Here is a 14107-nt window from a genome sequence, read left to right as displayed (position 1 = left end):
CCGCCGCGCGACGGCTCAGCTCCCGGCGGAGTCCTGGGGCTGGTCGTCGGCCGCGTGCGAGAAGAGCTTGAGGACCGGGACGCCGACCATGTGGCGGGCGCGGGAGGCCCAGTCGCGGTGGAAGAACTCCTCGACGAAGTGCGGGGTGGTCAGCACGATGACCTCGTCCGCCCCGGTCTCCTCGACGATGGACCGCAGCAGGTCCAGCGGGTGGTCCTCGACCACCTGGCCGACCGCCTCCGCACCCGTGGCGCGCAGGGCCCGCAGGGTGTGCGCCAGCGCCACCTCGGCGGGCGCCTCGGCCCGGTCGCCGCCCGGCTCCTCGCCCTCCCGTACGGCGTCGTCGAACTCGCCGAGGGCGACGTCGTCGATGGCCCGCAGCAGCACGTCCTGCTTGCCGCGCGGCTGCATGAGCACGACGAACGAGATCCGGTCGTCGCCGTGCAGCGTGGTCACGAACTCCACGTCGGCAGGCGTCAGAGGCTTCTCGATCATCAATACGCTCGTGAACACGACGGACGCCCTTCTTCTCCTCGGGACACCGCATCGCACGGAGCCCCACAGAAACCATCCTGCCCCGTCGCCACACGGGGCCTGCTGGCCTTTAGTGTGCCCAACGGAAGCTAAGCGGAACAGGTAATTCCGCTGTTTGTCACGCCCTGCGGTAGCGGGTGAAGAGGAATCCCTCCTCCTCCCACACCGATGCCAGGGTGAAGCGCTCCGGAACCGGGACGGCCGGACCGTTCATGATCCTCTGAGCATCCCCCACCGCCACCACCGGGGCCAGCGACAGACACATCTCGTCCAGCGCGTCGGCCGCGGCGAACTGTCCCAGCAGCCTGGGCCCGCCCTCCGTCAGCAGCCGGGTGTGCCCCCGTCCGGCCAGCGCCCCGGCCACCCGCGCCGGATCGGCGCCCGTGCCCTCCCCGGCGAACAGCACCTCGACGCCCGCCGCCCGGGCCGCCGCCACCCGGTCCGGCGGGGCGCCGGCGCCGGTCAGTACGAGGGTGGGCACCAGCGGCTCGGTGAACAGCGGCAGCGTGAAGTCCAGCGCCAGACCGGCGCTGACCACGGCGATGGCCGGGGCCGGGCCCTGGCCGGCGGCGGCCCGGCGGGCGGCGAACACCTCGCGGGCGCGGGCCGGGCGGTACCCCTCCTGGCGCACCGTCTGCGCCCCCACCACCACGGCGTCCGCGAGCCCCCGCAGCACCCCGAAGATCCGCATGTCGGCCGGCCCGGAGAGCGGCTGCGAGCGGCCCTCGTGGTGGGCCGCCCCGTCCAGGGAGGACACCATGTTCGCGCGCAGCCAGCCGGTGCGCCCCGCGCGCACCGGGTCGTCCGCCGCCGGGTACGCGTAGGCCTCCGCCAACTCGTCCACCGTCCACTGCCGGTCCACCGGGCCGGCCGTCGCGTCGGCGGGAGCGGTGTCGGGGGTCGGTGCGGGCGGGGCGGGGAGGGGGAACAGGCGTCGCATGGCGGCAGTGTGACATGCCTCGCTCACCGGACCGGCGGCCACCGCACAGGAGATAGGCTGGACGGCTGTGTCATCTTCCCAGCCCTCCTCCGCGCAGCCCGACCCGACAGCCGGTCCCCCGGCCGGCGGTGACGACGCGACCCCCGCCGCGCTGACCGCCCGCGCCCCGCACGTCCCGGCCGACCTCCTGGTGGCCGAGATGGTGCCGCCGCCGCGCTTCCAGGGCGCCCGGTTCGACACCTACCTCCCGGACCCGAAGCAGCCCAGCCAGTCCGAGGCCGTCCAGGTCCTGAGCGACTTCGCGGACGGCATCGGCGACGCCCCGGCGGGCGGCGGGAAGCGGCGCTGGTTCGCCAGGAAGCCGGCGGCCCCCACCGGCCCGCGCGGCGTCTATCTGGACGGCGGCTACGGCGTCGGCAAGACCCATCTGCTCGCCTCCCTGTGGCACGCGACCTCCGCCCCGGCGGAGCGCAAGGCCTTCGGCACCTTCGTCGAGCTGACGAACCTCGTCGGCGCGCTCGGCTTCCAGCAGACCGTGCGCACGCTCGGCGAGCACCGGCTGCTGTGCATCGACGAGTTCGAGCTGGACGATCCCGGTGACACCGTCCTGGTCTCCACCCTGCTCGGCAAGCTGGTGGACGCCGGTGTGGCGCTGGCCGCCACGTCCAACACGCTGCCCGGCAAGCTGGGCGAGGGCCGCTTCGCCGCCGCCGACTTCCTGCGTGAGATCCAGGGCCTGAGCGCCCAGTTCCGTCCGCTGCGCATCGACGGCGAGGACTACCGTCACCGCGGACTGCCCGAGGCACCCGCCCCGTACGACGACGAGACGGTCACCCGTACGGCGTACCGCACGCCCGGTGCCTCGCTCGACGACTTCCCCTCCCTGCTGGAGCACCTGTCCACGGTGCACCCCAGCCGCTACGGCGCGATGTGCGACGGCATCGAGGCGGTCTGCCTCACCGATGTCCAGGCGGTGCCCGACCAGTCGACGGCGCTGCGCCTGGTGGTCCTCGCGGACCGGCTCTACGACCGCGAGGTCCCGGTGCTGACCTCCGGCAAGGCCTTCGACGAGCTGTTCAGCGAGGAGATGCTGCGCGGCGGCTACCGCAAGAAGTACTTCCGGGCGATCTCCCGGCTGACGGCGCTGGCGCGTGACGCGGGGGCGCTGGTGGCGGAGGGGTCCCGGTAGACGGCTGAGAGTGGGGCGGCTCGTCCCACGCGGACGCCCCCTGTACGGCCTGCGAGGGCCGTACAGGGGGCGCGTTCTGTGCTGCTAGTAGTCGTTGCGGAGGATCACAGCTCGCCGAATTCGCCGTTGGCAACACTCGCGATGAACGATCGCCACCCTTCGGCGGTGCTGGTCAGTACCGGTCCCGCTCCGTGCTGCTTGCTGTCTCGCATGGCGACTGCCTCATCGAGGTAAGCCACCTCGACGCAGTTGCCGTTCCCGTTGCTGTAGCTCGATTTGAACCACGCTGCGTCATCAACCGTGTTCATGGCTCCCCGCCACGTCAGAGAGCAGGCGTCGCGATGCCTGCTCGTCGAGTGCTGCGTCTTGAATTCCTGTGAATGCTGTCTCGTACTGCTCAACCTCCCGTGGCTTGTCCAGGTACAAGCCTCCCGTGTAGCCGTCTACGTAGACCGTCGGCGGTTCCGTGTCGACCCCGTCACCGTTCACCGGGAAACGCAGGATGACGAACGGTCCTGTGACGACTCCCGAGTGCATGCCGGCCGCGAAGGGCACGACACGAATCGAGACGTTCGGCAGCTCGGAGACGTAGACGAGGTGGGCGAGCTGCTCCGTCATCACCTCACGGCCGCCGACGGGGCGCCGCAGCACCGCCTCGCTCAGCGCGACATGCAGCGTCGGTGGCTCGGTGACGCGGGTGAGGAGCGCCTGACGCTCGATGCGCAGGCGCACGCGTCCATCGAGGTCCGCATCGCCAATCCCTTGAATGTGCGTACGGGTGATCTCTCGTGCGTACCCGTCGGTTTGCAGCAGCCCCGGCACGATGTCGCTCTCGTATGACGACAGACTCGCCGCCGCTTCCTCAAGGCCGACGTAGACGTCGAATCCCTCGGGGATGACGTCGCCGTAGGCATGCCACCAGCCGCGGGCCTTGGTCTCCTTGGCGAGCCCCATGAGCGCCTCGGTCAAGTCCTCGGAAGCGCCATAGATCTCGCACATTGCCTTGACATCGAGGCTGCGCAGCGAAGTCCGTCCGGTCTCGATGCGCCAGATCTTCGGCTCGGACCATTCGAGCTTCCGCGCCGCCGCCTTGACCGTCAGACGAGCGTGCCCCCGCAGGTCGCGTAGGTAGCGCCCGAGTTGCCGCCTCGGCACCGTCGATCCTGTCGTTCCCTCAGCCACGGATCCCCCTTCCCCCTCCATTTTGAAGCACTCCCAACACCCGCAATGTAGTGCTCCGTTGACTCGCCCCGCAATGCAAGTCAAGCGTTCGATAGCTATAAATCGAATCCACGAAATGTAGCCTTGCATTGCGCTCGGATCGGCAGGCAGTCTAAGAACTCGGCCTCGCTTGAGCAGGCACAACCGGCCCTGTCCTGCCTGGCATTGGCACCTCGCCAGTTCACGTCCCGGAAGGGGCACGCCTATGTCGACGCCACAGAAATCGCCCGAAGAGCCCGAGCTCAAGAAGCCGCCCAGCAGGGACGACCTCCCCACCCTTGAGGATCTGTTCGAGCAGGCGGACAAGCTGCGCGAAGCGATCCAGAACCACGCACAAGCGACAGGCATTGCAGTGACCTACACCCCGCCCCCCGCATGGCCGACTGAACCCGAGCCGCAGCCCCACTGCACCCGCTGCCGGGAGCTCGACGAACAGCGCACCACCGCTCGGCGCCATCGCGACATGGCTGCCGTGACCGACTGCAACGTGCTGCTGCGGCGCCATATCAAGCTGGACCACCCGGCCGAACGCGCCCCCCGGGCGACGTAATACCCCTGCGACAAACGCCGGCTCCCATAGCGGCCCCTGGAATTCCACCGACTTCCCTGCGGCCTCCCCGTGGGTACCACCCTCACCGACGAAGGGAACACGATGAGCACCACGACCGCCTTACGCACCATTCTCTCGGTCGAGCTGGAGATCACCGGTAAATGCAACACGAGGTGCACGCACTGCTGCACCGAATCCAGCCCGGAGGCCCCGGCCGGCGCCATGACCCGTGACGACTGGCACCAGGCCATCGCCGATATCGCCGAACTCGGCATTCCCGCAGTGCAGTTCATCGGCGGCGAGCCGACGCTCAGCCCGCACCTGCCCCAGTTCATCGACCAGGCCCTCGCCCTGGGCCTCAACGTCGAGGTCTACTCCAATTTCGTCCACATCCGCCCGAAGCTGTGGAACGCCATGGACCGCAAGGGGGTCTGCTTGGCGACCAGCTACTACAGCGACCACGCCGACGAGCACGAGCAGATCACCAAGGGCCGTGGCAGTCACGCCCGCACCCGCGCCAACATCGTGGAAGCCGTACGCCGCGGAATCCCGCTGCGCGCCGGCGTCGTCCAGGTTCTCGACGAGCAACGCGTCGAGCAGGCCGAGGCCGAGCTGCGCGCCCTCGGTGTCGAGCGCTTCCGCATCGACCGCATGCGCAAGGTCGGCCGCGCCGCCGCCCCGGCCGAGGCGACGCCGAGCGTGGGCGAGTTGTGCGGGCGCTGCTGCCGGCACCGCGTCACCGTCTCCCCCGACGGCGCGGTATCCGGCTGCATCCTCTCCCGTTTCCTGCCGGCCGGGAACGTCCGGCAGCAGCGGCTCGGCGAGATCCTCAGCAGCGAACGATGGGCGGAGCTCACCGCCACGATTCCCCTGCCGCGCGCGGGTGACTGTCCCCCCGACGACTCCAGCGACTGCAACCCGGCCAACACCACGGCCTGCAACCCTGCCTACTTCGCCCCTGCCTCGATCCTGGGAGCCTCCGCATGACGTGGGAACTCCACGGCCGACGAGGTGATGCACCGCACCTCACGGTGGCGTGAGCCGATCGCCACCGTCCCCCGGCATCTCTTCGTCCCCCGCTGGTGGAGCCGCTCCCGGACCGGATGGGAGCTACACGTCGGCGCCGACAACGAGCAGCACTGGCTCGACGTCGCATACCGCGACACGTCCCTGATCACCCGCGCCGGCCCACTGCACGCCGACCACGCGACGCCCGGTGATCACCCGATCGGCCGCCCGACCTCGTCGGCGACCCTGCCCAGCCTCGTCGTGCGCATGCTCCAGTACGCCCGGATCGACGAGGGCGACAGCCTGCTGCACATCGGCACCGGATCCGGTTACACCGACGCGCTCGCCGCCTGCCGGTTCAGCTCGGGGCAGGTGACGAGCGTGGACGTCGACCCCTACCTCGTCGAGTCCGCCGGCCACCGCCTCGCCGACATCGGGCTGCACCCCACCCTCTTGGCGACCGACGGCACCGGCCCCCTTCCCCTCCCGCCCGGCGGCACCGACCGCATCGTGTCCACCGTCGCCGTACGCCCCATCCCCGAGAGTTGGCTCACGGCTCTGTGCCGTGGCGGCCGGCTGGTCACCACCCTTGCCGGAACCTCTTTGCTCATCACTGCGGAGAAGGACGAGGACGGAGGGGCAACCGGTCGCGTCGAATGGGACCGTGCCGGCTTCATGCACACCCGCACCGGCAGCAACTACCCGCCCGGCGACGACGAACTGCTCGCCGCCGCCCGCCACCACGACGGCGACGACATCAGCAAGGGCCCGTACCCGGTCGTTGACGTCGCCAACGTCTGGGACCTCGCGAGCATGCTCGATCTCACCGCCCCCGGCATCGAGCACGACTACCGCGAGGACGACGAGCAGCGCACCGCGCTCATGACGCACCCCGACGGCTCATGGGCACGCGCCACCGCCCACGGCACCGACCGCCCCACCGTCCACCAGGGCGGCCCCCGCCGCCTGTGGGAAATCCTCGACGAGGTACGGCACGACTGGCTCGCCACCGGCGAACTGCCCGTGCGCGGTGCCCAGGTCTTCGTCAAGCCCGACGGGACGACCGTCCTCGCCCGCGGTGGGTGGCACACCAAGATCAAGCCCTGACGCGGGAGCACGCGAGGGCCCCCGAACCCGCCTCGTTCAACTGCGCCGGGCGGTAAGGGCGCAGGCCGCGGCCGTGGCGGCGGCCGCGAGCAGGGCGGTTGCGGCGGCCGGCAGCCAGGGGGTGTGGACCGTGCCACTGACGGAGCCGGTGACCATGCCCGACAGGGCGGCGTTGACCGGCGAGGGGCTCAGGGCGAGCAGCAGCACGGCGGCGGTCAGGCTCACCGGGATGCCCCAGGCGGCACTGCGCAGCACCGGCCGGCTGCTCAGCGCGCCGATCGCGACGCCCATCAACAGGCAGGCGAGCGCGGTGAGCAGCCCGGCCACGGCCGCGGGCAGGACCGGGACGGCCACCTGGTGGTCGTTGGAGCGCGGTTCGGACAGCAGCGTGACCAGCGCCACGCCGGGCAGCGCGAGCAGCAGCGTGGTGCCGGCCGCGGTCAGCACCGCGGCGAGGTGGGCCCGTTCGGGGCCGGCGGCCGCGGCGGCGCAATCGCGGGCGGCCGGCGGCTCGTTGGTGACGCAGATCCGGGTCAGCCAGGCCGCGGCCGGCAGCAGCCCGCCGGCGGCGTAGCCGAGCGTGGCGAGCAGGGGGTTGCCGATCTGCACACCGACGGCCAGCCAGGCGGCGTAGAGGATGACCGGCGGCAGCGCGCGGTGCGAGCCGAGGAGCAGGGCCGCCTGGTAGCGGAGGAGAGCGGTCACGGGTGGGGAGCCTCCTCGGGGGCGGAACGTTCGCCGGCCCTCGCCGCGGGGACGGCGTCGCCGGCCGGCCCCGGGGCGGCGGTGACCGCGCGGATGTGCCACGGCGGGCGGGCGGTGAGCAGGGCGCGCAGCACGGCGTCGGAGTGGACCGCCGGGACGGTGAGCCGGGTCGTGCCGTCCGGTCCCGGCGCGCTCTCGGTTCCGGCGGGCAGCGGTGGCGCCCCGTCAGGAACGCGGTCCGGCCCGGCCGGCAGCGCGGCGCCCGGAGGGCCCTCGGCCTCGATGACCACCCGGGGGCCGGTCACGGACACCGGGTCCGCCGCCGGGAGGCGTGCGTCCCGGGACAGCAGCCGCCCGCCCTCGACCCGGTAGCAGGCGTCGGCCGCACCGGCCAGCCGCCGCGGGTCGTGGTCGACGAACACGACGGTGCCGCCGTCCGCGACCCGCTCGGCGACCGCGCGGTCGAGCACCTCCCGCGCGCCGCCGTCCAGCCCCGTCCAGGCTTCGTCGAGCACCAGGAGCCCGGGCCCGGCGAGCAGTGCCTGGGCGACCGCGACCTTCTGGCTCGTCCCCTTGGACAGCTCGGCCATCGGGGTGCGCGCGTGCCCGGCCGCCCCGAAGCGTTCGAGCCACTCGGTGGCGCGGCGGCCCGCTTCGGGGCCGCGCAGGCCGTGGATGCGGGCGAGGTGGGTGAGATAGCCGGCGGCGGTGAAGGGCAGCGCGCCGGGGAAGCGTTCGGGCACATACGCGCTGCGCGGGCGGCCGGTGATCCGTCCGGTGGTGGGACGGTCGATCCCGGCCAGCAGCCGCAACAGGGTGGACTTCCCACTGCCGTTGGTCCCCTCGACGCGCAGCAGCGCGCCCGTGGGCACGTCGAGTCGCACGTCCCGCAGCACCCACGAGCCCCGCACCCCGTAGCGCCGCCCCACCCCGTCCAGCCTCATGCGCCCCTCCGCGTCCGTGGTCCCCCGGCGACTCCGCCGCCCCGACCATAGCCAGCCGGCAGGCCGAGCGCCCGCGCGGAGGCGCACGCGGCTGCGGCGGGAGCCGCGGCCGGGGGCTGTCGGTGGTGGCTGGCAGACTGGTCGGGTGACCAGCACCGAGACCACCGGGCAGCCCGGCAACAGCTCCGACAGCCCCTTCACCGAGGCCGCGCACGACCGGGACGCGGCGCCGCAGTACGTGCTGCCCCTCGTCGCACACATCGAGAAGGACGCCCCGCCGGCGCGCACCGACGCGCTGGAGACGGCGGCGCGGGCGGTGCTGGTACTGCTCTCGGACGAGCGGTCGGCCGGGGACGGCGAGTGGGCCGCCGCGGTGCGGGACTGGCAGGACGCCCGGATCCGGAAGGTGGTGCGGCGGGCCCGCGGCGCGGAGTGGCGGCGCGCCACCGCGCTCCCGGGCATCACGGTCACCGGCGAAGGCGCCGAGGTGCGGGTCTTCCCGCCGGTGCCGCTGGACGGCTGGCCGAAGGAGCTGGCGCGCCTCCAGGTCTCGGGCACCGAACTCGACGACCCCGAGCCCCCCGGGCCACCGGCCCCCGGCCGCCCGGTGCTGTGGCTCAACCCCGGGCTGGAGATGACGGCCGGCAAGGAGATGGCACAGGCCGGACACGCCGCGCAGCTGGCGTGGTGGGAACTGTCCACCGAGGAGCGGGCTGCCTGGCGCGCGGCCGGGTTCCCCCTGTCCGTACGGGCCGCGCCGCCCGCGGAATGGGAGGCACTCACCCGAAGCGGCCGCCCCGTGGTGCACGATGCCGGATTCACGGAGATCGCGCCCGGCCCCACCCTCGTGGCCGAGTGGCGCCCACCGACAGAGCACGCGTAGGCGCCGTGCGGCGGGGCGGAAGGCGGGACCGCCCTGAGCCCCCGGCCACGCACTCACAGGTCGAACATGCAGATCGCAAAGCCCCCTGTTCAGATCGGCGAGTACGGCCGGCGGCAGGTCCGACCGGTGTTCCTCCGCCCCCGGGACCGGAGGACACCGCCTCACCCTCGCCAACCCGCTTATCACGTGGTGATCGTCGCGACGGGGTCGAGGCCGTAGGTGCGGGCGTAGCCGTTCTCGGTGCCGACGAGGAGGTCGACGATCTCGAAGTAGCGGTCCCAGAACGGGGTTTCGCGCAGCGCGTCGATGAGGCGCTGGTAGGCGTCGTGGTCGTCGGCTTCCCAGAGCCAGACGTCGGTGACGCGGGTGGAGTAGAACTCCGTGTCGTAGAAGCGGGACCGGACGCCGGTGGTCCTGGCCTCGATCGCGGGGACGACCCGGGTGGCGAAGGCGTCCATCCGCTCCCGGGGGGTCATGGCGAGCCACTCGGGTGTGGTCTTGATGAGCATGAACGCGGTGACGGGCGGTGCGGTTTCCGCGGTGGGCATGTCGGGCTCCTTCAACGGGGCGGATGGTGCTGCGGCGGGCGGGTGGGTCGTCAGGAGAGGACGGCGGGCTTGAGGGTCTCGGCGCACCACTGCGTGAAGGTGGTGGAGGACGCGGTGTCCGGGGTGCGGGTGACCCCCGCGTCCAGGCCCTCGTCCTTGGCCCGCTTCATGTCGGCGATGCCCCGGACGAACGCCTCGTGGAGGCCGTGGCCGACGAGGGTGGTGTACAGCTCGTCGAGCGGCTGGCGTGCGTAGTGGACGGGGCGGCCGAGCTGCTCGGTCATGATGCGGGCGAGGTCGTGGGGGGACAGGTCCTGCGGCCCGAGGACCGGGACGCTGTCGGTGCCGGTCCAGGAGCGGTCCAGCAGCAGGCCGGCGGCCACGGCAGCGAGGTCGGCGACGGCGACGAGGGGAGCCCTGCGGTCGCCGTCGACGACGTCGGTGAAGACGCCGTTCTCCCGGATCGACTCGGCCTCCTCCAGGAGGTTCTCGAAGAACGACGGGCAGGCCAGGGCCCGGTAGGCGACGCCGGTGCCGGCGAGGAGGTCGTCCATGGCGAGGGAGGCGGTGACGAGGCCGGCGCGGTCGGCGAGCGGGGTGCCGCGGCCGAGCGCGGAGACACCGACGACATGGCCGACGCCGTGCGCGGCGAGGGCCTTCGCGGCAGGGCCGGTGAAGCCGCGGTAGGCGTCGTCGGGGGCCAGGGAGGCGTCCGGGGGGACGAGCCAGAAGACGGCGTCGGCGCCCTCGAAGGCCCGGTCGACGACTGCGGCGTCACCGTGCGAGCCGGTGATCACCTCGACGTGTGCGCGCACCGCGTCGGGGAGCCGGGCGGGATCGCGCACGATCACGCGCAGTTCCTCGCCGTGGGCGGGGGCGGACTCCAGGAGCAGGGGCAGCAGACGGCGGCCGATGTTCCCGGTGGGAGCGGTGATGACGATCATGAAAACCTCGTGGGTCGTGCCGGATCGGTACGTCCCTCATCCTGCGGAGGCCAACGGTGTTGCCACAATGGGAACTTGAGCAAGCAATCATTGCCTGAAATGGAATAACGCCGTGAGCAGCAGTCCCGACCCCGTCATCGACGCCCAACTCGCCGTCGCCCTGGACGCCCTGCTGGCCGAGCAGAGCGTCACCCGCGCCGCCGCCCGCCTGCACACCTCCCCCGCCGCCATGAGCCGCACCCTCGCGCGCCTGCGGCGCCTCCTCCAGGACCCGCTGCTGGTCCGGGCCGGCCAGACCATGGTCCCCACGCCCCGCGCGCACGCCCTGCGCGACGAGGCCGCCGAGGTGGTGCGGCGCCTGGGCACTCTGCTCACTCCCGGCACGGGCGTCGACCTCGCCACCTTGCGCAGCACCTTCACCGTCCAGGCGGCCGACCTGCTCGGCGCGGCACTGGCCCCGGGGCTGCTGCGGCTGGCGGGGCAGGAGGCGCCGGGGGTCTCGCTGCGGTTCCGGGCCGAGGAGTGGGAGGCCGGACCGGCCCTGCGGGAGGGGCGGATCGACCTGGAGGTGGGGGCCATCGACCACGTCGATCCCGAGACCCGGGTCGAGGAGCTGGTCACCCTCCGGATGGCGGCGGCGGTCCGGCCCGGCCACCCCCTCGCCGAAGGGGACCTGACCCCGGAACGGCTCGCGGCCGCCGCGCACGTCGTGGTCAGCCGCCGCGGCCGGTTCACCGGCCCGCTGGACACCGCCCTGGCCGAGCGGGGCCTGCGAAGGCGGGTCGCGGTCGTCCTCCCCGGCCACCTGGCCGCGCTGGCCCTCGCCGCCGGCAGCGACATCGTCTGCCTCGTCCCCACCGCGCCCCGCGGCGACGCCCCCTCCCCTCTCACCGAGGCCGCCACCACCCTGGGCCTGCGCGTCCTCGACATCCCGCTGCCGCTGCCACCGCTGACCGTCGGCATGGCGTGGCACCCCCGCCACGCGGCCGACGGCGGCCACGCCTGGCTCCGCGGCGCGGTGCGCCGGACCCTGCACGCCCCCGGAGCCGCAGCCGGCTGACGCGGCCGGGCGGGCTCGGCCGGGGCGCCGGTCCGCACGCCCCCGAGGCCGCCCGCCCGGACGCGCCGCGCCGTCCGCCCGAGCGCGCCCGTCAAGCTCAAATCAACCTCTGAAACCGGCCGGTACAGGATTCGGGCCGCCCGGTCGTGGTGAGGAGTCCCCCACCACGGAAGTAGGGGGAGCCATGCAGCACCTGGGTACGGGGATCGGGTGGCGGCCGGAGATCGCCGACGCGATAGCGGAGCTGCCCGGGGTGGACTGGGTCGAGGTGGTGGCGGAGAACATCTGCCCGGGCCATCTGCCGGACGCCCTGCGGGAGCTGCGGGCCCGGGGCACCACCGTCATCCCGCACGGCGTCTCGCTCGGGCTGGGCGGCGCCGACCGTCCGGACGCGGGCCGGCTGACCGCGCTCGCCGAGCGCGCCACGGCGCTGGACGCCCCGCTCGTCAGCGAGCACATCGCCTTCGTCCGGGCCGGCGGGCCGCTGACCGCCTCGCCGCGGATGGAGGCGGGGCATCTGCTGCCCGTGCCCCGTACCCGTGACGCGCTGGACGTGCTGTGCGAGAACGTGCGGATCGCCCAGGACGCGCTGCCGGTGCCGCTGGCGCTGGAGAACATCGCCGCGCTGATCAACTGGCCGGGCGAGGAGCTGACCGAGGGGCAGTTCCTAACGGAGCTGGTCGAGCGGACCGGGGTGCGGCTGCTGATCGACGTCGCCAACCTCCACACCAACCACGTCAACCGGGGCGAGGACCCGGTGGTGGCCCTGGACTCGCTGCCGCTGGAGGCCCTCGCCTACGTCCATGTCGCCGGCGGCGTGGAGCGGGACGGGGTGTGGCACGACAGCCACGCCCACCCGGTGACCCGGCCGGTGCTCGACGTGCTGGCCGCGCTGTGCGCCCGGACCGCCCCGCCCGGCGTGCTGCTGGAGCGGGACGAGGACTTCCCCGGGTACGGGGAGCTGGCCGGTGAACTCGACGCGATCCGCCGCGTGCTGAAGGAGGCCTGCCGTGCCGAAGCGGCCTGAGCCGGCGACCGGGCCGGTGGCGGCGGGCCCCGTCGGGCGGCCGGCCGCGGCCGTTCCCGGCGGCGCGGACACCACGACCGAGGCGGCACGTCAGCGTCTGGCGCTGGCGCAGACCGCGCTGCTGTCGGCGCTGCTCGCCGGGACGCCGGACCCCGAGGGCTTCGACCGCGCCCGGCTGCGGGTGCAGAGCCGGGCGCTGACCGCCAAGCGGGCCGATGTCGTCGCCAGGGTCGCGCCGGAGCTGCCCGGCATCCTCGGCCCGGCTTACCGGGAGGCGTTCCTCGGCTACGCCCGGCACCGCCCCATGGGGGGCGGCTACCGCCAGGACGCCATGGAGTTCGCGGCGTATCTGCTGGACCGGGGGCGCCCCGAGGACCCGGCGGCCCGGCGGGAGTTGCAGCGCTGGTGGCGGGAGCGCGCGCGGCGGCGGCCGCCGTCCGCGCGGCCGTTGGCCCGGCTGGTGCGCGCGCTGCGGCAGGCGCTGTTCCCGGGGTGAGCGCGGCGCCGCGTGCACCGGGGGGCGGGGCGGGGGCGGTTCGGGCCGCGGCGGCGGAACGTGCGGTACCGCGTGGGGCTGCTCACATGCTGAGAAACCGTGTGGCGACGGACCGGTCCGTACCGTAGAAAACCGGCTATGCCGTTGCTCTTCCTCCTTGTCGCCTGTTCGGCGGCGGTCCTCTCCTGTGCGCTGCTGTGCCGGGCCGCGCTCGCCGCCGCCCGCGCCGTTCCGCCCGCCCCCAAGGCGGCCGCGGCGACCCTCCCGGATCCGTGCGCCGCCGAGCGCCCCGCCTCCGGGCTGACCCTGTACGAGATGGCCTATCTGTCCGGCGGACCGCAGCGGCTCGCCGATGTGGTGCTGGTGCTGATGGCGCAGAAGCGGCGGCTGCTGCTCGCCGACACCGGCTGGGCCACCGTCGTCGACCCGGTCGGCACGGACGCCGTCGAGCGCGCCGCCCTGACCGCGATAGGCCCCGAGGGGCAGCGCCGGATACCGGCCGTACGGAACGCCCTGGTGGGCGACGAGGCGGTGCGGCGGGTCGCCGACCGGCTGGAGACACAGGGGCTGGCGCAGCCGGCCGCGGTCCGGCCGGGCGTCGGCGGTGCCGTCCGGTTGGTGCAGGGCGCCGCCCTCGTGGTGCTGCTGTCCGCCGTGGCGACCTACTGGATGGCGGCGCCCGGCGCGGACACCGGGGCGGTGCTGCTCTGGTTCACGCTGCCGCAGATCCTCACCCTCGGCCTCTGGGCCGTGGCCCGCTTCGAGCTGCACCCGTACAGCGACTGGGCCACCGTCGCGGGCGAGCGGCGGCTGCCCGGAAGAGCCGGCTCGCGCGGCACCCCCGATGTCCCTGCCACCCCCTCCGGCTCACTGATCACACTCGCCCTCCGCGGCCCCATCGCCCTCACCGACCCCTCCTTGCGCGCCGCGCTCCACTCTTCCGGGGCATAG

Annotated in this window: 15 protein-coding genes and 1 pseudogene; 8 read left to right on the top strand and 8 right to left on the bottom strand. The window is 73.4% G+C overall.

Features of this window, described 5'->3' with window-relative positions:
* Nucleotides 1–15: 15 nt before the first annotated feature.
* Entirely contained in the window at nt 16–513 is a 498-nt protein-coding gene (locus ACQP17_RS27875) for an indole-3-glycerol phosphate synthase (RefSeq protein WP_433858719.1), read from the bottom strand.
* A 139-nt stretch (nt 514–652) separates the two neighbouring features.
* Nucleotides 653–1474, bottom strand: coding sequence for a pyrimidine reductase family protein (locus ACQP17_RS27870; protein ID WP_433858718.1), 822 nt, complete (start codon nt 1472–1474; stop codon nt 653–655).
* A gap of 67 nt (nt 1475–1541) precedes the next feature.
* On the opposite strand from ACQP17_RS27870, the gene zapE reads away from it, so the two are divergent.
* Nucleotides 1542–2663 (top strand): cell division protein ZapE, encoded by a 1122-nt coding sequence (zapE, locus tag ACQP17_RS27865; RefSeq protein WP_433858717.1) that lies wholly within the window; start codon nt 1542–1544, stop codon nt 2661–2663.
* 104 nt (nt 2664–2767) lie between these two features.
* On the opposite strand, the gene ACQP17_RS27860 is transcribed toward zapE, so the two are convergent.
* Both ACQP17_RS27860 and ACQP17_RS27855 read right to left on the bottom strand, forming a co-directional pair.
* Nucleotides 2768–2971: a DUF397 domain-containing protein gene (locus ACQP17_RS27860; RefSeq protein ID WP_433858716.1), complete on the bottom strand. Its 204-nt coding sequence runs from the start codon at nt 2969–2971 to the stop codon at nt 2768–2770.
* On the bottom strand, nt 2958–3845 hold the full coding sequence (locus tag ACQP17_RS27855; protein ID WP_433858715.1) for a helix-turn-helix domain-containing protein: 888 nt from the start codon (nt 3843–3845) through the stop codon (nt 2958–2960). The genes ACQP17_RS27860 and ACQP17_RS27855 overlap by 14 nt, the downstream gene beginning before the upstream one ends.
* Before the next feature lie 244 nt (nt 3846–4089).
* Between ACQP17_RS27855 and ACQP17_RS27850 the strand changes: the two genes are divergently transcribed.
* The 3 genes from ACQP17_RS27850 (at nt 4090) to ACQP17_RS27840 (ending at nt 6549) form a co-directional block, all read left to right on the top strand.
* Nucleotides 4090–4434: a hypothetical protein gene (locus ACQP17_RS27850; protein ID WP_433858714.1), complete on the top strand. Its 345-nt coding sequence runs from the start codon at nt 4090–4092 to the stop codon at nt 4432–4434.
* 102 nt (nt 4435–4536) lie between these two features.
* On the top strand, nt 4537–5421 hold the full coding sequence (locus ACQP17_RS27845) for a radical SAM protein (protein ID WP_433858713.1): 885 nt from the start codon (nt 4537–4539) through the stop codon (nt 5419–5421).
* A 27-nt stretch (nt 5422–5448) separates the two neighbouring features.
* Complete coding sequence (locus ACQP17_RS27840) at nt 5449–6549, top strand: methyltransferase domain-containing protein (protein ID WP_433858712.1); 1101 nt, start codon at nt 5449–5451, stop codon at nt 6547–6549.
* Between the two features lie 36 nt (nt 6550–6585).
* Here ACQP17_RS27840 and ACQP17_RS27835 read toward each other — a convergent pair whose 3' ends face one another.
* Nucleotides 6586–7254 (bottom strand): ABC transporter, encoded by a 669-nt coding sequence (locus ACQP17_RS27835; RefSeq protein WP_433858711.1) that lies wholly within the window; start codon nt 7252–7254, stop codon nt 6586–6588.
* The gene (locus tag ACQP17_RS27830) at nt 7251–8198 is read right to left on the bottom strand and encodes an ATP-binding cassette domain-containing protein (RefSeq protein ID WP_433858710.1); all 948 of its coding nucleotides are present in this window, start codon (nt 8196–8198) and stop codon (nt 7251–7253) included. The genes ACQP17_RS27835 and ACQP17_RS27830 overlap by 4 nt, the downstream gene beginning before the upstream one ends.
* A 145-nt stretch (nt 8199–8343) precedes the next feature.
* On the opposite strand from ACQP17_RS27830, the gene ACQP17_RS27825 reads away from it, so the two are divergent.
* Nucleotides 8344–9081: a peptidyl-tRNA hydrolase gene (locus ACQP17_RS27825; RefSeq protein ID WP_433858709.1), complete on the top strand. Its 738-nt coding sequence runs from the start codon at nt 8344–8346 to the stop codon at nt 9079–9081.
* A gap of 182 nt (nt 9082–9263) precedes the next feature.
* On the opposite strand, the gene ACQP17_RS27820 is transcribed toward ACQP17_RS27825, so the two are convergent.
* Together ACQP17_RS27820 and ACQP17_RS27815 are read right to left on the bottom strand one after the other, a co-directional pair.
* Nucleotides 9264–9629, bottom strand: coding sequence for a darcynin family protein (locus tag ACQP17_RS27820; RefSeq protein ID WP_433858708.1), 366 nt, complete (start codon nt 9627–9629; stop codon nt 9264–9266).
* A 50-nt stretch (nt 9630–9679) separates the two neighbouring features.
* Nucleotides 9680–10573 carry an NAD(P)H-binding protein gene (locus tag ACQP17_RS27815; protein WP_433858707.1) on the bottom strand — a complete coding sequence of 298 codons (894 nt, stop codon included), beginning with the start codon at nt 10571–10573 and terminating at the stop codon, nt 9680–9682.
* A gap of 112 nt (nt 10574–10685) precedes the next feature.
* Between ACQP17_RS27815 and ACQP17_RS27810 the strand changes: the two genes are divergently transcribed.
* From ACQP17_RS27810 to ACQP17_RS27800, 3 genes and pseudogenes are all read left to right on the top strand, one after another.
* A complete protein-coding gene (locus tag ACQP17_RS27810; RefSeq protein WP_433858706.1) occupies nt 10686–11633 on the top strand; it encodes a LysR family transcriptional regulator in 948 nt (315 codons plus the stop codon).
* A 184-nt stretch (nt 11634–11817) separates the two neighbouring features.
* Nucleotides 11818–13156 (top strand): annotated as a pseudogene (locus ACQP17_RS27805) (DUF692 domain-containing protein).
* Between the two features lie 138 nt (nt 13157–13294).
* Nucleotides 13295–14107, top strand: coding sequence for a TIGR04222 domain-containing membrane protein (locus ACQP17_RS27800; RefSeq protein ID WP_433858705.1), 813 nt, complete (start codon nt 13295–13297; stop codon nt 14105–14107).

It is taken from the genome of Streptomyces kronopolitis, from assembly GCF_050953795.1.
Taxonomy (GTDB): domain Bacteria; phylum Actinomycetota; class Actinomycetes; order Streptomycetales; family Streptomycetaceae; genus Streptomyces; species Streptomyces kronopolitis_A.
Note: the sequence above shows the minus strand (reverse complement) of the source record. Positions and strands in the feature narration are given on the sequence as shown.

What these genes read in the sequence shown, in the direction of transcription:
- ACQP17_RS27860 (WP_433858716.1), bottom strand. Translation starts at nt 2,971, where the DNA reads ATGAACACGGTTGATGACGCAGCGTGGTTCAAATCGAGCTACAGCAAC.
- ACQP17_RS27800 (WP_433858705.1), top strand. Translation starts at nt 13,295, where the DNA reads ATGCCGTTGCTCTTCCTCCTTGTCGCCTGTTCGGCGGCGGTCCTCTCC.
- ACQP17_RS27830 (WP_433858710.1), bottom strand. Translation starts at nt 8,198, where the DNA reads ATGAGGCTGGACGGGGTGGGGCGGCGCTACGGGGTGCGGGGCTCGTGG.
- ACQP17_RS27870 (WP_433858718.1), bottom strand. Translation starts at nt 1,474, where the DNA reads ATGCGACGCCTGTTCCCCCTCCCCGCCCCGCCCGCACCGACCCCCGAC.
- ACQP17_RS27840 (WP_433858712.1), top strand. Translation starts at nt 5,449, where the DNA reads ATGCACCGCACCTCACGGTGGCGTGAGCCGATCGCCACCGTCCCCCGG.
- ACQP17_RS27820 (WP_433858708.1), bottom strand. Translation starts at nt 9,629, where the DNA reads ATGCCCACCGCGGAAACCGCACCGCCCGTCACCGCGTTCATGCTCATC.
- ACQP17_RS27845 (WP_433858713.1), top strand. Translation starts at nt 4,537, where the DNA reads ATGAGCACCACGACCGCCTTACGCACCATTCTCTCGGTCGAGCTGGAG.
- ACQP17_RS27815 (WP_433858707.1), bottom strand. Translation starts at nt 10,573, where the DNA reads ATGATCGTCATCACCGCTCCCACCGGGAACATCGGCCGCCGTCTGCTG.
- ACQP17_RS27850 (WP_433858714.1), top strand. Translation starts at nt 4,090, where the DNA reads ATGTCGACGCCACAGAAATCGCCCGAAGAGCCCGAGCTCAAGAAGCCG.